Annotated in this window: 17 protein-coding genes and 1 tRNA gene; 12 read left to right on the forward strand and 6 right to left on the reverse strand. The window is 34.3% G+C overall.

The window, feature by feature from the left end:
- Positions 1-673 precede the first annotated feature (673 nt).
- Positions 674-2,767, forward strand: coding sequence for a S9 family peptidase (locus V4P55_RS00540; RefSeq protein ID WP_455474456.1), 2,094 nt, complete (start codon positions 674-676; stop codon positions 2,765-2,767).
- A gap of 84 nt (positions 2,768-2,851) precedes the next feature.
- Here V4P55_RS00540 and V4P55_RS00545 read toward each other — a convergent pair whose 3' ends face one another.
- Positions 2,852-3,454: a superoxide dismutase gene (locus V4P55_RS00545; protein ID WP_455474457.1), complete on the reverse strand. Its 603-nt coding sequence runs from the start codon at positions 3,452-3,454 to the stop codon at positions 2,852-2,854.
- A 914-nt stretch (positions 3,455-4,368) separates the two neighbouring features.
- Between V4P55_RS00545 and V4P55_RS00550 the strand changes: the two genes are divergently transcribed.
- Positions 4,369-4,443 (forward strand) — tRNA-Gln (locus V4P55_RS00550).
- A 130-nt stretch (positions 4,444-4,573) separates the two neighbouring features.
- Here the strand turns inward: V4P55_RS00550 and V4P55_RS00555 are convergent.
- From V4P55_RS00555 to V4P55_RS00570, 4 genes are all read right to left on the reverse strand, one after another.
- Entirely contained in the window at positions 4,574-5,359 is a 786-nt protein-coding gene (locus tag V4P55_RS00555) for a DUF1499 domain-containing protein (RefSeq protein ID WP_455474458.1), read from the reverse strand.
- A 529-nt stretch (positions 5,360-5,888) separates the two neighbouring features.
- Positions 5,889-6,431: a DUF1254 domain-containing protein gene (locus V4P55_RS00560; protein WP_455474459.1), complete on the reverse strand. Its 543-nt coding sequence runs from the start codon at positions 6,429-6,431 to the stop codon at positions 5,889-5,891.
- Positions 6,424-7,020, reverse strand: a complete 597-nt coding sequence (locus tag V4P55_RS00565) for a DUF1214 domain-containing protein (RefSeq protein ID WP_455474460.1) — start codon at positions 7,018-7,020, stop codon at positions 6,424-6,426. The genes V4P55_RS00560 and V4P55_RS00565 overlap by 8 nt, the downstream gene beginning before the upstream one ends.
- A gap of 17 nt (positions 7,021-7,037) precedes the next feature.
- Complete coding sequence (locus tag V4P55_RS00570; protein WP_455474461.1) at positions 7,038-9,188, reverse strand: transglycosylase domain-containing protein; 2,151 nt, start codon at positions 9,186-9,188, stop codon at positions 7,038-7,040.
- A gap of 338 nt (positions 9,189-9,526) precedes the next feature.
- On the opposite strand from V4P55_RS00570, the gene V4P55_RS00575 reads away from it, so the two are divergent.
- From V4P55_RS00575 to V4P55_RS00620, 10 genes are all read left to right on the forward strand, one after another.
- Positions 9,527-9,763 (forward strand): hypothetical protein, encoded by a 237-nt coding sequence (locus V4P55_RS00575; RefSeq protein ID WP_455474462.1) that lies wholly within the window; start codon positions 9,527-9,529, stop codon positions 9,761-9,763.
- Between the two features lie 24 nt (positions 9,764-9,787).
- Positions 9,788-10,453, forward strand: coding sequence for a response regulator transcription factor (locus V4P55_RS00580; protein ID WP_455474463.1), 666 nt, complete (start codon positions 9,788-9,790; stop codon positions 10,451-10,453).
- Positions 10,453-11,868 (forward strand): ATP-binding protein, encoded by a 1,416-nt coding sequence (locus V4P55_RS00585; protein WP_455474464.1) that lies wholly within the window; start codon positions 10,453-10,455, stop codon positions 11,866-11,868. The genes V4P55_RS00580 and V4P55_RS00585 overlap by 1 nt, the downstream gene beginning before the upstream one ends.
- Before the next feature lie 308 nt (positions 11,869-12,176).
- The gene (locus tag V4P55_RS00590) at positions 12,177-12,941 is read left to right on the forward strand and encodes a tetratricopeptide repeat protein (RefSeq protein ID WP_455474465.1); all 765 of its coding nucleotides are present in this window, start codon (positions 12,177-12,179) and stop codon (positions 12,939-12,941) included.
- A gap of 168 nt (positions 12,942-13,109) precedes the next feature.
- Positions 13,110-13,607, forward strand: coding sequence for a cytochrome c maturation protein CcmE (ccmE, locus tag V4P55_RS00595; protein WP_455474466.1), 498 nt, complete (start codon positions 13,110-13,112; stop codon positions 13,605-13,607).
- Entirely contained in the window at positions 13,597-15,579 is a 1,983-nt protein-coding gene (locus V4P55_RS00600) for a heme lyase CcmF/NrfE family subunit (protein ID WP_455474467.1), read from the forward strand. Before ccmE ends, V4P55_RS00600 begins: the two co-directional genes overlap by 11 nt.
- On the forward strand, positions 15,576-15,983 hold the full coding sequence (locus tag V4P55_RS00605) for a cytochrome c-type biogenesis protein (RefSeq protein ID WP_455474468.1): 408 nt from the start codon (positions 15,576-15,578) through the stop codon (positions 15,981-15,983). The genes V4P55_RS00600 and V4P55_RS00605 overlap by 4 nt, the downstream gene beginning before the upstream one ends.
- A gap of 194 nt (positions 15,984-16,177) precedes the next feature.
- Positions 16,178-17,692, forward strand: a complete 1,515-nt coding sequence (locus V4P55_RS00610; protein WP_455474469.1) for a Do family serine endopeptidase — start codon at positions 16,178-16,180, stop codon at positions 17,690-17,692.
- Positions 17,693-17,771: 79 nt separating this feature from the next.
- Complete coding sequence (locus tag V4P55_RS00615; protein ID WP_455474470.1) at positions 17,772-18,458, forward strand: winged helix-turn-helix domain-containing protein; 687 nt, start codon at positions 17,772-17,774, stop codon at positions 18,456-18,458.
- Positions 18,455-19,840 carry a sensor histidine kinase gene (locus tag V4P55_RS00620; RefSeq protein WP_455474471.1) on the forward strand — a complete coding sequence of 462 codons (1,386 nt, stop codon included), beginning with the start codon at positions 18,455-18,457 and terminating at the stop codon, positions 19,838-19,840. Before V4P55_RS00615 ends, V4P55_RS00620 begins: the two co-directional genes overlap by 4 nt.
- A 584-nt stretch (positions 19,841-20,424) precedes the next feature.
- Here V4P55_RS00620 and V4P55_RS00625 read toward each other — a convergent pair.
- Positions 20,425-22,755: an ATP-binding protein gene (locus V4P55_RS00625; protein ID WP_455474472.1), complete on the reverse strand. Its 2,331-nt coding sequence runs from the start codon at positions 22,753-22,755 to the stop codon at positions 20,425-20,427.
- Positions 22,756-22,840 lie beyond the last annotated feature (85 nt).

Raw genomic sequence — 22,840 nt, forward strand, 5'->3', positions numbered from 1 at the left:
TATTTTATAGTTTTGTATTATAGAATATCATGAATAAAAACAGAGTATATCATAAAATTAGCTGTGTTATAGTGAATTTAGAAATAAGTTTACTAATTTAAAAATGTAATATATTAAATGAATATTTTATCTTATATATTATTATTACAATTTAAATGTTTTTTATAAAAAAAAACACTTTTGATGTTATAAATTAAACTTATATAAATACAAAAAGTTGCTGAAATGGATTTCAAACATCAATAAGAATACAATGGAAAAAATAAAATATCAAAATGTATATCATGAATGTAAAATGCCATAAAAAATTAGTACGAAAATAACGATAGTTACATAATAGTACAACAATAAAGAGTTTTTTCTTCTTTAGATTGTAATATGATTGCTCAAGATAATTAAAGTTGCGTATTTTGCAATCGATTCTCTCTATTAGTAAAAAATGTGATTCTGTTATTAAAAATCTAAATTTTTTAGCTATTCTATTAGAACGGTGTCATATTCATAAGGAATGGTATCTGCAGAATGCGATGAGCAAAGTTTATAGCATAATCGTTTATTTATTTTAGCTGCATCTTTATAAGTGAGCGTAAATTATAGATTCTCGCTATTATGTAAATGATATAATTCTAATGCATAAATGAAATCATTAACATCATCTAATATAGGAACGTGTATGACTGATTTACCTATACTACCCCCTAAAGCCAAAAAAATTGCTCATCAAGAAATGTATCATGGGATTTATCGTGATGATCCCTATCATTGGTTGCGTGCATCTAACTGGCAAGATGTTTTTAAAAATCCTAATTGTCTTGATGAAACTATTAGAGAACATCTCGAAAAAGAAAATATGTATCAATCTTCCCAAATGGCCGATACAAAACCTTTACAAGATTTGTTATTTTCCGAAATGAAAAGTCGAATTAAAGAAAATGATAGTTCTGTTCCTATAAAACGTGACTCTTTTGCTTATGGTTTTTCTTATGTTATTGGAGGACAACAACCACATTATTTTCGTACTTCAAGGAATGGAGGCGAAAAAAAATTCTATCTTAATGGCGATGCTTTAGCTGAAGGTAAAGAGTATTTCAGTTTTGGTTCGGTACAAGAATCTCCTGATCATACCCATGTTGTATGGACCTATGATGATAAAGGATCAGAATTTTACGTAGCTAAAGTTCGTAACTTAGAAACATTATCGGACTGTACAGATATCATTGTTGACACATCTGGACAGATTGTATGGGATGCAAACTCTGAAGGTTTTTTTTATACTAAGATGAATGAAAATCATCGACCTTCTGAACTTTATTATCATCGATTAAACACTGATCAATCGCAAGATAAGCTTATTTTTCGTGAAGATGATTCAGGATTTTTTGTACATGTAAGTGGTTCTAAACTTAATGATGTTATTTATATTACTGTTCATGATCATGAAACATCAGAAGTTTGGCTTATCCCTGCTGAAGCACCTCTTACTGCGCCTCAATGTGTGAGGAAAAGACAAAAAGGTGTTGAATATTCTCTTACGGAAGGTGGAGATGTTTTTTATATTCTTACCAATTTAGATAATGCTAAAGATTTTAAAATTATGGTGACACCATATTCATCTCCACAACCAGAAAATTGGTCTGAGTTTATTTCTCATCAGCTTGGACGTTTGATTATATCTCATGATGCTTATAAAGATTTTTTTATTTGGTTTGAGCGCCTTGAGGGACTCCCTCGTATACAGGTAATGGATCGTACTACTAAGGAAATTCATTCCATTGCCTTTGCAGAAGAAGCGTATTCCTTAGGCTTACAAGGTGCTGCAGAATATAACAGTTCTACCATTCGCTTTTCTTACTCATCTATGACAACGCCTGATCAAGTTTTTGATTATGATATGAAAAACCGTCAACGGATGCTTTTAAAAATGCAAGAAATTCCCTCTGGACATAATCAAGATGAATATATAACACGACGTATCACAGCAATTGCAGATGATGGTGAGACAATTCCTATTTCACTTTTTCATCATAAAACAACAGTCCTTGATGGTAACGCACCTTGCTTGCTTTATGGTTATGGCGCTTATGGAATTTCTATTCCTGCCAGTTTTAATAGTAATGTGCTTTCTTTAGTTAATCGAGGGTTTATTTATGCAATTGCGCATGTTCGTGGAGGAAAAGAAAAAGGTGTTGAATGGTATGAGAAAGGAAAACATTGCTTTAAATATAATACATTTACAGATTTTATTGCTTGTGGGCGTCACTTGGTAAGCAATAAATTTACTGCCCATGATCGTCTTATTGCTCAGGGTGGTTCTGCAGGGGGTATGTTGATGGGGGCTATTGCAAATATTGCTCCACAGGATTTTGCTGGAATTATAGCTAATGTACCTTTTGTTGATGTTTTAACAACGATGCTAGATGCTTCATTACCATTAACGCCTCCAGAATGGCCAGAATGGGGAAATCCTCTTAAATCGCTAGAAGATTATAATCTCATTGCTTCCTATTCACCTTATGATAATGTTAAAGCTCAGAAATACCCTTCTATTCTTGTAATTGCTGGATTAACCGATCCTCGCGTAACTTATTGGGAACCGGCTAAATGGGTGGCAAAATTGCGCGATTTAAAAATAGATGATAATGAGATTTTATTGCGTATTAATATGGATTCAGGTCATGCGGGTGCGGCTGGGCGTTTTTCTAAGTTGGAAGAAACCGCATATATTTATGCATACATCCTCAAAACAATTCGAAAAAACTGTCTTTAGTTTCTTTCATTTTTAAAAGGCTCCATAATCCGATGAATTATGGAGCCTTTCTAATATGCTCATGAAAAAATTATGCAGATAATTTTAGACTCCACTCTCTTCATAAAGCTTCAAAACATAATCCCAATTAATTAAATTATCTACGAAAGCTTCTAAATACTTCGGACGCATATTACGATAATCAATGTAGTAAGAATGTTCCCACACATCAACACCCAGAATAGGTTGAGCATCATAAACTAAAGGGTTCTCAGCATTAGACGTTTTCATAATTTCAAGTTTACCATTTTTTACAGCAAGCCATGCCCATCCAGAACCAAATTGGGTTGTGGCTGTAGCAATAAAGTCAGCGCGAAATTTATCATAACCACCCAAGTCAGATTCAATAGCTTTTTCTAACTTTCCAGGTAATTTTTTACCACCACCATCTTTTTTCATCCAATGCCAAAATTGATCATGATTGTAGTATTGAGCTGCATTATTAAATAAGCCATCATTCTGATGAAAGCTTTGTTTTATAATGTTTTCAATACTTTCGTTTTCTAAACCCAAATCTTTGACAAATTCATTTGTTTTTACAAGATAGGCAAAGTGGTGCTTATCATGGTGATATTCAAGCGTTTCGCGTGACATATAAGGCAAAAGGGCATCATAATCATAAGGTAAATCAGCCAATTCAAAAGCCATTTAAAAATCTCCTCAATTTTAATTGTTAAGTTTGCATCTCAAACTTAACTTGCCATTTAAGGCATCTAAAAGCAAATGTTGAATACTTCTTTCATTTGGTTTTAATCATACTCTCTTCATAAAGCAGCATTTTAGTGATAAATTTGCTAATTAATCAAAGTATCATTGATTCATATCAGTTTATTTTTCTAGAATTCTGATATTCATTACCTGACAAAAAATACAATTATTTTTTTTAAGATTTAAAAATAAATTTAAATAGTTGTCAGCTTTTATGCATATTACTTATTACTTAAAATAAGTACTTAAATAGTATGCAAAATAGTTTTAATTTGCAAAGGTTTTTTAATTTATTTATTTTGGGGTGTTATTGTTTTTAATATAACATTTATGATGAATTGTTAACAGCTGCCTTTATGTATTATAAGGTTAAAAATAAAACTTGCTTTTAATATTTCTTTGATATTATGACTCTAACCTATGAGTTTGAAAAGTTAAATTTTTATATGTTAAATAATTTAGAATAAAATAATAATAAAAATTACAAATAAAAAGATATTTGTTATTCTTTTCATATCATTTATTTGTATGTATTAACAAATAATTTAAAAAAACATAATAAAGACGATTTATTTATTGCATAAATAAAGTATAAAATATTTATATTTTGTATTTTATACTATTGATGAAATATAAAAGGTAAAATAAAAAATTACAAAATAATTTGTATGAAGAGTTGATATTTTTTAGGAGTTTAACCAGATATTTACTTCTACCATTAATTTTACATGAACACGATACTGATAAGAAGCAAAACTTTATGATAAAAAAATTATGAGCTTTGATTTTCAGGTGTTGCACACGGTCATAGAAATCGTTATAAGGTGCAAGCGCGTGTGCGATCTTGTTTTTTTTGGGGTATAGCCAAGCGGTAAGGCACCGGTTTTTGGTACCGGCATTCCCTGGTTCGAATCCAGGTACCCCAGCCAAATCTTGCTTTTAAGGGTTTTGGGGCTTATTTATATTCTAATAAGTTCTTATAAGTGGTGGTTGATTTACCCGTTTTTGTCCAAGCTAGATGACTTGTAAGTGTTCTGCTAAATATCTTTATTTAAATTTTTATTCATTATCCTCAGAAAGGGGAAGTGAAGATACTTCTGTGTCAAGTGCATTCATAAAATTTATAATGAAAGCAGCGTTTGTGCCAAAGTCTCTTGGCATGTAACGCGAAGCAGAACGCATATCAACGAAAGTTGTGTCTCCTTCATTTGTTAAACGAATTATAATGTCTGAAATAAAGCCAAGATAAAAAGTCTTTGCTATTGTTTCAATATAGAGTGAGTCTTCTTCGTCTTTAAATTCTCGCTCGGCTAGTACAGGCCAACCATAAGCGGCTAAAACATTCATAATTGATTCTCGAATACGATCAGGTGATCCATCATAACGACGTCCTGACATTTCTGGCCATTCTGACATTTGCAATGCAGTTTGTTCAATCAGGGTATTGTTGAGCGATAAAGCATTGTTGGGACGAATATTCCGAAAAAAAGGTGGAGGCACCTGTGTGTCAGTAGAAACATCATAAATAGCTGGTAGTGTAAACCATAACCAGAAAAATAATACTAATGGTGTGGCAGTTATTAATGAATAAATAATGCCTCTTAAAGCTTTTATTCCGCCTCTAGCACCATATACCCATAAGCTGTAAAGCGCTTTCACAGAAAGAAAGAGAGAAATAACAACCAAGCAAGCAGAAATTGTTATCAAAATCATGAAGTCGGTGACATAAATTATAGAAAATCGCTGTAAAAGTACTGAAAATAACAAAATAAAAAATGCTAATCCGCCGAAACGGGGAGACCATACAGCCGCTCTTGAGGTTAACCAAACATACCTTTTCTTCATTACGCTTTCTTTTTCTCAATAACAAAATTATAAACAGAGTTTTCTTTAGATTTTATACCTTACAAAGGTACAGCACTTCTTTGAGGGGTCAAGGATGCTTTGTGCTACATCAATATTCCGTTAACTATCTTGGTTAATGTATACGAAAAATTGTCATCTCTTTTTAATAATTTTATCACATAGTTCATTAAACTTTATAAAATATAATGGATGTATAAATTGAATTCAGATGATAAATTTTGTGCTTAACGACAGATATGTTTTTTCAAAATGTTTTTATAACTATTCATTTTATTGCTTATCGCATGTTTATAATAGACATGTTAATTTTCTTTGATGTTCATTATTATAAAAAATCATTGCTTCTATAATTATTTACGTAGATTATTTTTATAATTTTTACTTTAGTAAAAAATAAGAGTTTTATTTTAGTTTTGCTTTTGGTTAACGGAATTTACATTTTTTCGTTTTTGTATATTTTTTTCCTTTCATGGTGATATAGATTCTGTGTAACTAGAGATCGGTGTAATTACCATCTACTGAATCTTTGGCAAGTTGCAGATGAAAGAAAGGTTTCACTTTCCTTTTTTACAATTGGGGAAGGGACAAAGACGCGTAAAACGGCAAAGCCTTTATTTAAGTTTTGAGTAACCAAAACTGTGTTGGAACTGTTTTTGGACTTTGATTTTTTGAGCTCTATTATTTGTCTGGGTTTGCCGATTATAAGATCGAGTGTAGCTTTAGGGGCTGTTCGGTCATTGATGTTGTAGAAAATAATTCCATTGCGTTTATAAACAGATAACGACCAAAATTGTGTTGTTTTTAAAGCTTTGAAATGAACAGGGCCATTATCGAGATTAAATTTACAAATATTGAGAAGAAAAAGCGGATCAGAAAATTGATGAATAGGATCACTCACCTCTATATTAGAAAAGTGATAATAATTGTCTGGTTTTTTAAATCGTGCCCATATATTATCTTGTGTATAATAGGGAATGAGAAATAAAATACAAATATGGGCAATGATAGCACCGATAACGATAAGAAGCCCAACATAAATAAATTTAATCACAATATTTTTGTCCTGTTGGAATTTTTTCTACAGATGGCATGATAAGTTTTTCTAGCATAGTTGAAGAAATGATAGAGGTATCATACAAAGTTAAAATAAGTCCAAATTTTCTTTGACTAATTGTTGTAAGCCAGTTTCTGGTTTGTGGTTTTGGAGAGATATGGACGCGGAATGAACCGTCATTTTCGTAGATAATATTATCGGTGTGAAGTTCAAAAGGTACTTTCTTGGATACAGTATAGGGCTTAAGGGATTTGTCAGCTGCATAAAGGGTAAAGAGTCGAGCTTCAGGAATATGCCCTTTTAATAAATAATGACACTGAGGATATAATGGATGCCCGTGATTATCTTTCCAAATTTGGAAAACAAGACCTTCTGTACGTCCAAGTGCAATATCACCTCGTTTTATAGTGCGTGCTCGGGTATAGGGATCAGTTTCTGTGGTTCCTACTTGTGGGTAAGCATTCCATTCCCCAATCGTGAACCGTCCAAAATTATTGAAAGAATTTAACATATAATCAATACTCAATATCCCGCATAAAATGGAAGAAAAAAAGATGAAAAAAGAAAGAGCAATATTGAAAAACATGATAAAATATCTCGGACTTAAAACGTTGAAACTTCAATAACTCCTGTTTTCAAAAATATTACAGAAGGATTGTTTAGATCTTTATTAATCAGCTGCACAATATTTAATGTTTCAGGTGAAAGAGAGTGAGGGACTTGAGAAAAAGATATAGAGGTATTATTAGAAGGAGACGTGTTTGATTGATAAGGAAGAATAGAGTTTTTGACTCCATAAAGTTGTTTGATCATTACATTTTGGTGGGCTTGAAGCATAATATTATGCCATATCATCGCAGGAACGACACCACCAAAAGCGCGATTCATTGGTGAAAAATCATCATTTCCCATCCATACAGCTCCAGTATAATTTCCAGTGAAACCAACAAACCACGCATCGCGATAGGCTTGTGATGTACCTGTTTTCCCAGCAACAAGAGTCATAGGGAGGGCAGCACGTTTTCCAGATCCTCGTGTTGTGACACCAACCATCATTTGATTCATATATGCTGCTGATTGTTTGCTGATAACTCGGTGTAATTTATTTCCATCATTCTTCCAGTTCCATACAACACGACCATCTGTTGTGCTAATTTGCGTAAATCCATGGCGATTTCCAGCCACGCCTCCATTGGCAAAGACATTAAAACCGGTTGCTTGGTCCATTGGTGTCATATTGGATGTTCCAAGAACCATTGTTTTATGTGATAAAATATGAGCAGTAATACCCATATTTTTAATCAAATTTATAATTGGTTGAATATCACGATTCAGATATTGACGTGTAATATAGACCGGTATTGTATTGATAGAAAAAGCTAAAGCAGTTGCTAAATCAATTTTTCCGAGATAACGACCGGAATTATTTTTGGGTGACCATCCTCCCCAATTGATGGGAGCATCTAATACGATTGTTGAAGGAGATAACCCACGTTCCACAGCTGCTGCGTACACGTAAGGTTTGAATGAGGAACCGGGCTGCCGTCCACCTTGTGTTGCTCTGTTAAATTGGCTTTTATTATAATCCAATCCCCCAACAATTGCGCGTACAGATCCATCATTGTCAAGAATGACAGCCGCAGCTTGTGTTGCTCGATATTGTGGCCCATATTTGTGTAAATGATAGGTGATGGATTCTTCTGTTACTTTTTGAATATATGGGTCAAGAGTGGTTTGAACGATCAAGGTGTGAGTTGGTAGTTTGTCACCAATTTTTTTGACTTCGCTGAATGCCCAATCAATAAAATAGTCAGGCTGATTATTTTTTATTTTTATAATAGGTTTGGCAGGGTGACGATGGGCATTAATAATTTGGCTCTCTGTCATAAATTTACTATTAACGAGGTTTAAAAGAACCACGTTGGCACGTGTTTGAGCTGCAAGGAGATTGCGGTGAGGAGCGTATTTAGTTGGAGCTTTGAAGAGTCCTGCTAACATCGCGGATTCACTCAGGGATACGTTGCGTATGTTTTTTCCAAAATAAAATTTTGCTGCGGCTGCGATACCGAAATTGCTCCCTCCCATGTATGAGCGGTCAAGATAAAGTTGTAGGATTTGTTTCTTGCTGAAATTAGCTTCTAACCAGAGAGCAAGATAAGCTTCTTTAATTTTACGCGTTATGGTTCTTTCATTTGTCAAAAACAAATTTTTAGCCAGTTGCTGTGTAATGGTTGAACCGCCTTGTACGACGCCTCCTGCATGCATATTTTGCAAGATAGCTCGTGTAAGTCCTTGCAAATCAATACCCCAGTGATCGAAAAAACGACGATCTTCTGTCGCGAGAACTGCTTTAATGACGTAATCAGGCATTTTTCCCACAGGAACAGACACAGCTGATAATGCACCACGACTGCCTATAGGATTTCCATATCGATCTAAAAAAAGAATGGAAAAATTTTTAGGCAAATCCCAATCCTTTTTTGTCAATTCAAAAACAGAAATTCCCATAATAGTGAAACAAGTAAAACCGATTAATCCTAATGTTAGTGCTTCATCAAAAATTTCGACTATAAATCGTTTCCATCCTTGTATATGTAAACATTGTGAAGCAATTTTTGACTTATTCCAGAAAAAATTATTAATGGAGCGAAGACGATAAAATATAGTGTCTAACCATGCGTCTAATTCAATGAGTGCAGGACTGTGGAATGGCTTATTGCGTTTTGCTTTCTTTTTTTTTAAAAAATCAAACATTTTAAACAGTTTATAATAAAGTGATGCAATCAAATAAATTTAAATTATTATATGGAATACAAGTATTTTTTTGCTATAGTTTTTTTTAAGAAAAAATTTTATTTAAAAACTACAATGATTTATTTTTTATGTTTTATTTGTTTATTAATTTTTTTTATTATTTGATAGATGATTATTTTATAATATTTAAATATAATATTTAAAGTTAGTAAAAATAAAATATTACTTGAATATTATTTTATTTTTCCAGGGAAGAGTATTCTTTACACCTAATTTTTGGATAAATAGAAAAAAGATTGTTCATTTTATATTCATATAAAATATATTATAAGATGTTTATGATAGAAAAAGTTTTCTCATTTATAATGGTAGCAATTCTGCTAAGCACAAAATCTGTTTTAGCTTCTGAATGTGTAGAAGTTGGGAGAGATGTTGCGGCAAAGCAAAGCGGGGTATTAGTGCGTTCAACTCCCACTGTTCAGAATGGAAGAGATATGTGTGTGGTTGTGGTTGTTGTTCCTGCTCATGATGATAAAAAGCTGCGCCGTGTTGAGATTTCCGTTCCCGCTTATTAATTTAAGAGCTTGGCAGATATTATAATGCGTATTTTAATTGTTGAAGATGATCGGAATCTCAATCATCAATTAGTCGAAGCTGTAAAAAGTGTTGGGTATGTCTCGGATAGTGCTTTTGATGGAGAAGAGGCCTATTTTTTAGGAAGCACAGAGTCTTATGATGCTGTGATTCTCGATATTGGTTTGCCGCATTTGGATGGAATTAATGTTATTAAAAAATGGCGCCAAGAGGGGCATCTCATGCCTGTTTTAATATTAACAGCACGAGATCGCTGGTCTGATAAGGTATTAGGCATTGATGCAGGTGCTGATGATTATGTTGTCAAACCGTTTCATTTAGAAGAAGTCATGGCGCGGTTGCGAGCATTAATTCGTCGTTCTAAAGGTCATGCAACAAGCACGCTACGGTGTGGTGATGTTTTGTTAGATACCAAGACTTCTCGTGTTTTTGTTAATGATCAGTTGATTAAACTAACCTCCCATGAATTCAGACTCCTCTCATATCTTATGCATCATAGTGATAAGGTCGTTTCAAGGACAGAGCTTATTGAACATATGTATGATCAAGATTTTGATAAAGATTCGAATACAATTGAAGTTTTTGTGAGACGATTGCGTAAGAAGCTTGGAGTGGATTTAATTGAGACTATTCGCGGAATGGGCTATCGAGCAAGAGCGTCAGGTGATTGATGATCATGCTAAAAAACAATAGCTGGCTGAGGAAAATATTTTTTTTAGTTGCTAAATCTCTCAGTTTACGCGTTATGATCTTGTCAACCGTATGGGCTGTTATTTCGCTTTCATCGATTTCTGCAATTAGTGTTTTGTTTTATCAGCGCTCAGGTGAAGAAAGTCTGAAACATATTCTTACTGCTCAGCTTTACAGTCTTATTGCGACAGTAACTGTGTCACCTGATGGAAATTTGAAAGGGGGAGAGCTTGGGGTTAATGATATTCGTTATTCTGATCCAACATCAGGTTGGTATTGGGAAGTTGTTGCATTATCACCTAATTTACAGGGTAGACTAACATCCCCATCATTGGGAACAGGAGAAATATTTTCATCAAGTAATGTTGACATACCTTTTGGTGACCAATTTTTTCGATTTTATAAAATCAATGGAATTAATGATCAGAAGTTACAAGTTATTGAGAGTGATGTGGTTCTTGATGATCAAAATCATATTGCGCGTTTTCGTCTTGTTGGGAATATTGATGAAGTGCATGCACAAGTGCAGGAATTTAAGAAAATTTTGCAAATTTTTCTTTGGAGTTTTGGTATAGGCAGTATTCTCATCAACATTGCTATTATTTTCTTTAGCTTTCAACCATTAAAGCGCATTCGACAAGCATTGAATGATATTCGCGAGGGTAAAGTTAAATATGTGAATACGGATTTAGTTAGCGAAGTGATGCCATTAGTGCAGGAAATGAATGCTCTTATTAATAATAATCAACGGATTATTGAACGGTTTCGGACGCAAGTTGGTAATCTTGCTCATTCATTGAAAACGCCCTTATCAGTTATTATGAATGAGGTTGATAAGATGCACGGAGAACAGGCTGTTTTATTAAGAGAACAAACAAAAATGGTGCAGGCTCAAATTAATCATTATTTGCAGCGCGCTCGGATTGCGGCTCAGTTCGATAGTGTTATTTATCAAACACCTGTCCGCACAGTTATTGATCGTCTGGTGCGTGTGATGAAAAAGCTTAATTCTGAAAAAGAAATTCAATTTGTTATGGATACTGATGATATTGTTTTTTCTGGTGAAAGAGAAGATTTAGAAGAAATTGTGGGAAACTTAATTGAAAATGCTGCTCAGTGGTCTCATACAAAAGTTATGATTTCTTGTTGTCTGGAAAACGATATTGGAGAATCAAAATTTTTTAGTATCGTTGTGGAAGATGATGGTCCTGGTTTAACAGCAGAACAAATTGGTGAAGCTTTTAAAAGAGGGCGTCGATTTGATGAAAGCAAACCAGGAACAGGTTTGGGCTTAGCAATTGTTTCAGATATGGTCAGTGAATATGGTGGAAGTTTTTTCTTATCGCGTTCTGATTTAGGTGGGTTATATGCAAAAATTTTATTACCAAAACGATAAGCATATTCTCTTTGCTTAAAAAAAAAAATAGATACACTTAAAGTGTATAAAATAAAGCCATGTTTATGTATATAATGCACATAGTAGAGAAATCATTTCCTATAAGTTATTATGATGTAAAGAGAGCTTATTTCATACTTTTATTATATGTTATTTTATGACAAACTTTAAAAAGTTATACTTTTCCTACATACCAAAATAGTTTTTGAATATTTTTTGTTAATTTTTTAAAAAACAAGAAAAAATGAGAGAAAGAGAATAGGATAACTAACTACGCTTTTTGATTTTCGTATTGGTATCAAAGTGATATGTTGTTGTTAATTTGGGTTACAATTTTTTTTCTATTTTTAGCGATTATTCTTTTTTTTCGCTCGGGTTTCGTTATAGGAAAAAATAAAGAGCGGCAATTTTTTACCTTTAATGTATACAGAAATTGCATGCAATTTGTTGTCTTTAACAAGATCTTCACACGTTGTAAAAATAAACACATTCTTAAAGTTTGTAGTGTGCTATTTGTTATTTTTATAACATGGAGCATTTATAGTTTGACGGGAAATCCAAAAGCAAAAAGTTATTTTTTTAGTGAATTAATGGACAAGGATCCAGAGATACTTAGTAAGGATGAACAACTTGTCCGTCTACAAGTGCTTTTTTTGCGTACACCTAATGATGGCAAGCTCGCAGATATGTTGGCAGTAGGATACCTTGAGGAAGGTTATTTTCAGGAAGCAGTCAATATTTATTTAGATGCGCTTCGCCTAAATGGAGAATCTGCTCCAAGACTTGTAGGGTATGGTTTAGCATTGGTTGGCTATGAGGGTGGAATGATTACACAAAAAGCGCAAAATGCGTTTAAAAAAGCTGTAGATTTAGCACCAAAAGATTTTTATCCTCGTTTATTGTTAGCTGGTGCGTTTCGTCAAGAAGGAAAACTTATGCAGGCAATACAGTATTTACAAGATTTTCTTGATACAATGCCTGAGGATTTTTCAGGACGATTGCATATTGAAGCAATGATTACGCGGTTACGTGTTTTACTACAATCAGAATATCCAGAAAGTGCTGATGATTAAGATGATTAATTTACAATTATTGGATCAAAAATCCTCTGGGAACGGAAAAATATGAGAAAAGAAGTTGTACTTCTCTACAAGATATGCAGACTCATTTAAAAGCTAGAATATATAATAATTTAATGTTTAGCATATTGCATTTATAAAAATGGTTTTTGTAGATAGGCTATGAACAGTCAGTCTTTAGGGAATTCTTCTTCATTAAAAGCTGTTTTAAAGCAGCGAAAAAAAAGTCGCGTGCTGATGATCTTATTATGTATTTTTGTTATATTTATTGCGATAAGTCTTATTGTGTACGCAATGCGTCATACGGTAAATTATTTTCGAATGCCATCAGAAATTACAAAAGAAGATATTCTTATGGGACGTTCTTTACGTTTAGGCGGCTTTGTTGAAAAGGGAACTGTTCAATATCTTGATAAGACAAAAATTACTTTTTTCATAACGGATAATAAAAAACATGAAAAGGTGATTTTTAATGGTATATTGCCAGATCTTTTTCGTGAAGGACAGGGAGTTATTGTAGAGGGATATTTTGATAAACGGGGGCTTTTTATTGGTACACGTGTTTTGGCCAAACATGACGAAACCTATATGCCGAAGACGGCAGTTAATTGCTTAAAAAAGCGCTACGATGTGGAAAGGCAATTAAGTTGTGCTCGTTGAATTAGGTCATATTTTTTTAGCTGCGGCGTTTGCAGTTAGTTTGCTACAGATTATTTTATCCACTTTTGGTATTTTACGAAGAGAGCATGTGTTGATGCAGGTAGGAGCATTATTGCCGCATGTCACTTTTATATTTGTATTATTATCTTTTTTAATCCTTGTATACGCTTATATTGTATCTGATTTTTCTGTTTTAAATGTTGTTGAGAATAGTCATTCGGAAAAACCTATACTTTATAAAATTACGGGTGTTTGGGGGAATCATGAAGGATCGGTATTATTATGGGTTTTAGGTTTAGCTTTTTTGGGTACGTTGGTAGCACTGTTTAGCCAGCATTTGCCTGAGCAATTTAAAGCGATAGTTTTAATTTGCCAAAGCTATATTCTAAGCGCTTTTCTTTTATTCATTCTTTTTGTATCTAACCCATTTTTACGTGTTGATCCACCGGCGTTGCAAGGCAATGGTCTTGACCCTGCTTTACAAGATGTCGCTTTAGCAATTCATCCACCACTTCTTTATTTAGGTTATATTGGCTTCTCTATTTGTTTTTCTTTTGCAATAGCTGCATTAGTTGTGGGACATGTTGATGGAAATTGGGCGCGCTGGGTTCGTCCTTGGCTTCTTCTGTCTTGGATTTTTTTGACACTGGGAATTATGGTTGGATCCTATTGGGCATATTATGAGCTAGGGTGGGGAGGCTATTGGTTTTGGGATCCAGTCGAAAATGTTTCATTTATGCCTTGGCTTTCAGGGACAGCTTTTTTGCATTCTTGTCTTGTTTTGGAAAAACGAGAAACATTGAAATGCTGGACTTTATTTTTGGCTATACTTACATTTTCGCTTTCTCTTATGGGGACCTTTCTTGTTCGCTCGGGTTTTTTAATATCTGTCCATAGTTTTGCACTTGATCCAGCGCGTGGGTGGGCAATTTTTGTTATATTATTCTTGTTGGCAGGAACAGCGTTTTTTCTCTTTGCTTTGCGTATACCTATTTTAAAAACAGGTAGATTATTTCAGCCAATTTCTCGTGAAGGTTTTATTGTTTTAAACAATTTATTATTAATAACAATAACAATCACAATATTAATTGGTACGCTTTATCCTTATTTTATTGAGACATTAACTGGAGAAAAAATTTCTGTAGGTGCTGCATTTTTTAATCTCACCTGTGGACCTTTAATGATGTTATTGTTGTTGCTTGTTCCATTTGGGTCGATGATGGCATGGAAACGCGGTGATTTTATCGCGGTTTTTGAACGGTTATGGTTAGTCTTTGCATTGGTTAGCGCAACTTGTTTTGTAATATTTTATGCAGCATCTTTGCATGATGTCTTTGCTGTTTTAGGAATTGGGCTTTCCATTTTTGTTTTTTTGGGAAGCTTAGCTGATCTTTGGGGAAAGAGTGGATATCGCAAAACAGCATTGTCAATACGAATGAAGAGATTGATTGGATTGCCATGGTCAGTTTTTGGTGCTGCAATAGCACATATGGGATTAGGCGTTACACTGTTTGGAATTGTCTATGTTGCAACTTTCACACAAGAGCGTATTTTAACTATGAACGTAGGGGATATGGTGACGATAGCAAATAAAACCATTTGCTTTGATAAAGTGCAAGAAGGTTCTGGTAAAAATTATTCTGTAATGGAATTTAATTTTGCAATATATGAAAACAAAAGTATGTTGTCTCCTGTAATGGCATCAAAGCGCTTTTATCCCAGTCAAATGATATCAACAACAGAAGTTGGTATTCGCAGTTACGGTCTATCCCAATTGTATATTGTTCCAGGACATATAGATGATCAAGGACTTGTTGTGCATATATGGTGGAGGCCTTACGTAATTTGTATTTGGTTAGGTGCATTGATGATGGCTATGGGAGGATGTTTTTCTTTATTAAGTTATTGGTCTCGTGTTGGCTTGCATCGAAAAAAAGCTTCTCATATTAAATGTCAAAAGGACTTGAGATGAAAAAGCGCCTGTTTTGGATTTTGTTTTTCTTTATTGTTGTTTTGTCTCTCCCATTAGCTCTAGCAGTGGAGCCAGATGAAATTTTAAAGGATACAGTTCTTGAATCGCGTGCGCGCAATATTTCTTCAAATTTGCGTTGTCCAGTTTGTCAAAATCAGTCAATTGATGATTCAGATGCATTACTGGCACGTGATTTGCGGATTCTAATTCGCGAACGATTGAAAATGGGTGAGAGTAATCAGCAGGTTATTGATTTTCTTGTTGAACGGTATGGTGAATTTATCTTATTGAAACCACCTTTTAATAAAACAACATGGTTTTTATGGCTATCGCCTTTAATAATTATGATCGCTGGTATTTGTATCTTATTTTTTCAGATGAAACGATATAAATATAAAAAATAGCTATTGAAATATCGGAAAAGAAATATTTTGTGCGTTTAAATTCATTTAATAGTTTAATTCCGTTTATGGTTATGAATTCTTTTTATCTAATCTTACAAAACTTTAATAATTTAGACAGAAAATGGTAAGGTCTATTGTCTTATGATTTAAGCGCAATAGAAATAAAATTAATTATTGAACAGGAGCGTACGTAAATGGTGAAAAAAACTTTCTCTACGAAATTAGCTGCGGCAAGCCTTTTTGCAGTTATGGAGACTGCTCTACTTTTTAGTGGATCTGTGTCAAATTTGTGGACAAGCCCAGCTTATGCAAATTCTATCTTTACTTCAGTAGTGCAACAACAAGGATTTGCAGATGTTGTTTCCCAAGTAAAACCTGCTGTTGTTTCAGTACAAGTAAAAGGCAACAAAAAGAAAGAAGAGAGTTTTTTTAACGATTTTTTTAACAATGCACCAGGATTTGATATGTTGCCAAATCAGCATCCTTTAAAAAGATTTTTTGATGAATTTTATAATCGTGGTAAACAAGATCACACGCCTTCACATCGTTCACGTAAACTCACGCCTATAGCTTTTGGATCTGGATTTTTTATTTCGTCTGATGGTTATATTGTAACGAACAATCATGTTATCTCTGACGGTTCAAGCTATTCTATTGTTCTTGATGATGGTACAGAATTGAAGGCAAAACTCATTGGTACAGATCCGCGTACTGACCTTGCAGTATTGAAAGTAGATGAGAAAAGAAAATTCTCGTATGTTGATTTTGGTGATGATTCAAAGCTTCGCGTTGGTGATTGGGTTGTTGCGATTGGTAATCCATTTGGTCTTGGTGGAACTGTGACAGCGGGTATCGTTTCGGCGCGTGGACGTGATATTGGCGCTGGTGTTTATGATGACTTTATTCAGATTGATGCTGCTGTTAATCGTGGAAACTCTGGTGGGCCAACTTTTGACCTTAATGGAAAGGTTATTGGAGTTAACACAGCGATTTTTTCTCCCTCTGGAGGAAATGTTGGTATTGCTTTTGCTATTCCAGCAGAAACAGCAAAACAGGTTGTGCAACAACTTATTGAAAAAGGTTCTGTTCAACGTGGTTGGCTTGGGGTTCAAATTCAGTCTGTAACAAAAGAAATTTCTGAATCAATAGGCTTAAAAGAAGCTAAAGGTGTTTTAGTTACTGATCCGTTGAAGGGACCTGCACAAAAGGCTGGAGTTAAGGCAGGTGATGTTATTATTTCAGTAAATGGTGAAAAAATTAATGATGCCCGTGATTTAGCTAAGCGTATTGGCAATATTAAGCCAGGAGAAATAGTAACCTTAGTTATTTTAAGATCTGGTAAAGAGGAAACTCTCAAGGTAAAACTCGATACAATGCCTGAAGAGGAAAATATACAACAAAAGTCAAAATCTCAAAAAGGGCGCAATAATTTAGATGAAACATTAGAAGACTACGGTTTAGTTGTTGCTCCTTCTGATGATGATGTAGGTCTGGTTGTAAAGAGTGTCGATTCAGATTCGGACGCTGCAGATAAAGGGATACGTCCTGGTGATGTAATTATTACAGTTAATTATAAAGCTGTTAAAAAAGTATCTGATATTACCAATATCATTAAAGAAGCACAAAAATTAGGACGAAATCATATACTTTTACAATTACAAACAAATGGTCAAAATCGTTTTGTTCCACTTCCAATTTTAAAAAAGTAACATTTTTATGAGTAGGATGGAGGCTTTGTAAGCCTCTATCCTATGACTGTGTTTGATAAAATAATGGAGATTCCGTTTTATGAAGATACTTGTTATCGAGGATGATCGTGAAACAGGACGTTATCTCGAAAAAGCTTTTTTAGAAGCAGGGCATTTAGCTGATGTTGCGTATGATGGAGATACTGGATACGCTTTAGCTGAAACAGAAAATTACGATGTTATGGTCGTTGATCGGATGCTTTTGCATCGTGATGGTCTTTCTATTATTTCTGAGTTGCGTGCCAAAGGAAATAAAACACCAATTCTTATTCTTTCTGCTTTAGGGCAGGTTAATGATCGTGTAACAGGTTTGCGTGCAGGGGGAGATGATTATTTAACAAAGCCTTATGCTTTTTCTGAGCTTCTTGCTCGTGTTGAAGTGTTGCAGCGTAGAAAAAATTCTGAAAAAGCAGAAACTATTTATCATGTAGGTAATCTTGAGCTTAATCGGTTAGCACATACAGTCAAGCGTGGTAACATTAATATTACATTGCAGCCACGGGAATTTCGTTTACTGGAATATTTAATGCGGCATGCGGGTCAGGTTGTGACGCGTACTATGCTTTTGGAGAATGTTTGGGACTATCATTTTGATCCACAGACAAATGTTATTGACGTTCATATTTCTCGGTTAAGAGCAAAAATTGAGAAGGATTTTGATATTCCACTTCTTCATACTGTGCGTGGAGCTGGATATATGCTGAAAGCGCCAGATAATAAAATATGAATCGTTTGATTAATATATTACGCACAACTGCGCTAAGACTTTCGGCACTTTATATTTTATTATTTGGGTTAGTAGCAACAGGGCTATCAGTTTATATAATACTATTTTCTGCTTCATTGTTAACAAAGCAAACTGAACAAGCTTTGCGTGAAGAGTTAAAACGTATCGAAAATGCTTATAATTATGGTGGATTACCTTTATTGGTGCGCACTATTGATTATCGATCGCGGCAGCCAGGAGCCTTCCTCTATTTGGTTACTGATCCTATGGGACGCATTTTAGCAGGTAACGTTGCACATATTGAACCTGGACTTTTAAATCATAATAATGGTTTTCTTTCGAAGTCTTTTTTATATTCACGTTTTGGAGAACATGACAAAACAAGTGAACACCGTGCTTTAGCAATTATTGTTGCTTTACCCAATGCTATGAAGGTTCTTGTAGGGCGAGATTTAGATGAGCCAGAACGTTTTGTAAAGGTGATGCGTAAAGCAGTCATCATTGCTCTTGCCGCAATGGTTGGGGGAGCTTTATTAATATGGTTTTTTGTTGGTAGGCGAGCATTGCATAGGATCGATCATGTAACAGCTGCTTCTCAACGTTTAATGGAAGGTGATTTTAGTGGGCGTTTACCTGTTTCTGGGGTAGGTGATGAATTTGATCGATTATCAGCCAATCTGAATGTTATGTTGGATCGAATTGAAGAGTTAAATACGGGTTTACGACAGGTATCGGATAATATTGCCCATGATCTTAAGACACCATTAACGCGTCTTAGAAATCGTGCCGAAGAAGCGCTTTCTAGTAAAAAGACAGAGCTTGAATATCGACAAATACTTGAGAGTGTTATTGTTGAATCAGATCAGCTTATTCGCACTTTTAATGCTATTTTAATGATTTCACGCATTGAAGCATGTAGTACAATTGAGCATCTTGAAACTATGAATATGAAACGAATTCTTGAAGATGCAGTTGAGATTTATGAGCCCTTTGCTGAAGAATCAGGCGTTTTACTCCGGTTAGGAAATACATTTGATAAGGACATACCATTGAATCGTGAACTTATTGCACAATCAATTTTTAATCTTATTGATAATGCTATTAAATATGCCTCTAAAGATAGCAGGAAGGCAGAGGTTTGCTTATCAATGGAATACCGTGGTGCACATTTATTAGTAATTGTCAGCGATAATGGTCCAGGAATTGCACCGGACAAATGTGACAAAGTAACAGAGCGATTTGTTCGACTTGAAGAAAGTCGTACACAGCCTGGTTTTGGTATTGGCTTAAGCATAACAAAAGCTGTTATGAAACTCCATGGAGGTGAGCTATTACTTGAAAACGCCAATCCAGGTCTCAAAGCTATATTATTATTTCCTTAAAAACGCGTTTCCTGCTTTTTCATGTAACAACTATTTTGGAAAAAACCGATCCAAAATGAAAAGTAAAATATTTTTTCAAGAAGTAAAAATAAAAAGCGCTTTTCTAAAAGTATAGCTTTTTTCTTTATGTTTTCGTGATAAGAATGGTTTTGCTGGCTAAAAAGCATAAAAAAAATAAGTAAAAAATAAATTTAAAGTCATTTATTTCTTCTATTTAAAATAAAAAAAAGCAAGTTGATTTTATAAGTTATGATTATAATCTTATCGTTATTTTTGCGTAATTTTAAATGCTTTATTTAAATGTTGTCAGATAAATAAATGCACCTTTTGCTATGTAATACTTTTAAGTTCATGAGTATTACATATCTGGTTGGTTTTCAAAAGTGGCTATTTTAGCCAATAATTTATTAAAACATGCTAAACTTTTTGAAAGATATTGCTCTGTATGATCAATGTTTTTTTGACACCCATATTACAATTATTATTTCAGATAAAAATAAGTTTAGCGTTATCTCTCTCTATTTGCGCAATTATCTTTGTTGTTAATCATATATATTATGCCTGATATTACAAAGGTATGTTTTTTATGATTTATTTTGATTAATTGGCATTGTAATGGTCACAGTTGTGCCTTTCATTTCCTTGGAAGTAATTTCAAGTGTACCTTTGTGTAATTCTACCAAAGAGCGTGAAATGGCCAATCCAAGACCTGAACCAGTGTGCGTTTTAGTAAATTGATTTTCTACTTGTTCAAAAGGTTGTCCAAGTTTTTTGATTGCTGATTGAGGAATCCCAACTCCTGTATCTTTAATTTTAAAAATAAGATTGTTTCTTTTTTGGAATGCACAAACCTCAATATTACCACCTGAAGGGGTAAATTTAACAGCATTAGAGATGAGGTTAAGGAAAATTTGTCTCATAGCACGACTGTCAACTTCAGCATGAAGTTCTGGAGCAATATTGGTTGTAACAGAAATATTTTTTTCTTGTGCTTGCGGCGTTAAGGTTCGTACTGCTTCACTAATAATAGGCTCAAGATCAATATTTTGACAGTCAAGAGTAAATCTGCCAGCTTCGATTTTGGACATATCAAGGATATCATTGATAAGAGTTAAAAGATGGGTTCCTGAGCTATAAATATCATGCACATACTCCTCATAGCGTTGTGAGCCAAGAGGACCGAAAGTAGATTGCAACATAATATCAGAAAAACCAAGAATCGCATTAAGTGGAGTACGCAATTCGTGAGACATATTGGCTAAAAATTCTGATTTAGCTTTGTTCGCACTTTCTGCACGTTCTTTTTCTTCTTTCAGACTTTTGTTAAGTTTTTCAACTTCTGTTGCACGTTGCTGAGCATTTCCTCGTGCTCGTTTGAGTTCTTGAATGAAAGAAAAAAGACGTTTTTCACTATCTTCAAATTTTTCTTGTTGTTGTTTAAGTTCAGAAATATCTGTTCCAATGCAAACAAGCCCCCCATCTTGAGTGCGTCGTTCATTAATTTTGAGCCAACAACCATCTGCTGTTTGACGAATACTGGTTAAGTTACCAGCCCCATCATCCTTAAGGAGATGCTCACTAATTGCAGGACGTGCCATAGCCTCAACGGTCGAGCGTTGTATACCAGATTGTAGAATCTGTTTAGGAATAGCTGCGTATTCGCAAAATTTGCTATTAGACATAACTAAACGTCTTTCTGAATCCCATAATACAAAAGATTCTGAAATATTTTCAATAGCATCGCGGATACGAAGATCAGCTTGTGCTGTTTGTTCAGCTAATTGACGTTGTTCACTAATATCAAAGGCAATACCAACTAAATGGGGCTCTTCTTCCTCTTCAGTAATTTCAGCTCGAATGCGCATCCATACATAATGTCCATCAGCATGACGCATGGGAACATTGATATCGATATGCTTTTTTTTACCATTCATTAATTCTTGAGCAAGGTCAAAAAAGTTAGCATCATTTGGATCTATAATCGCGGTAATCTGGGATATTGATAATAGTGCATCTTGAGGCACATAGCCAAGCATTTCATACATTGCTCGTGACCAATAAACGCGTCCACTTCCCATATTCCAATCCCATAATCCACAGCGCCCGCGTATCATTGCCATATCAATGCGATTTTGAATTTTCTCTGAAATTGCATCTGTATTGCGTGCTCGTACTATTTGATTGTAATAAACATAAAGAAGAGCCAGAATAACACTAGCAGTTCCTATCAACAGTATTATGTTTAATGAAAAAATTTTGTGCCATTCGGCGTAGATATGATGTGTTTTTTGACTAACGAATACACCATATTGTCTGTTTTTTGTTTGATTAAACGAAGCTAAGGCAGGATCATCTCTACCCATTGTGATTTGCATGGTATCGGTATATTGTCCTAGAGACTGTAAAATAGTACTCTCAGAGCTAAAATTTTTTAAAGATTTTCCTAGAACAATTTCTGGGCTGGATGATGCCAAGACGATGCCTTTTTGATCTACTATAGCAATCACAGTGCTTGAGTTAATAAGACCTTTGTTGCGAAAATCAGTCAAAATATTTTGCAAATGATGATGAGAAAGAATAGCAGGTTTTTCTGGTTGAGTTGCAGTCAGTAAGTCACGATCAATTACATTGGCAATGTGAGCGGCTAAGAGAGGAATTGTAAAGCGTGCATTTTTATCAATTGTGTTATGCCAATCATAGAGGAGCGCAAAACGAATTGCTGCTAGCACAAAAAGGAATATAAAAATTACAATTGGAATAGAGCGTCGTAGCCAAGGTTCAATGGATAAAAACTTTTTGTAGGTAGAACTAGAAAGCAAATTGATATGCACTGCTCGCATTTTGCGAGTTTGAGTGCTTGGTTTTGATACAACGTGCATTTCTGCTGGCGCATTATATGCGTCCAATTTAGCCATTTTTAGTTCCTCTAATTGCAAAAATATCGCTAAAAAACTGCTTCAACATCCATAATAACTCCATAGGTCTAGTGAATCAAAACAG

It is taken from the genome of Bartonella sp. B30(2025) (assembly GCF_053793825.1).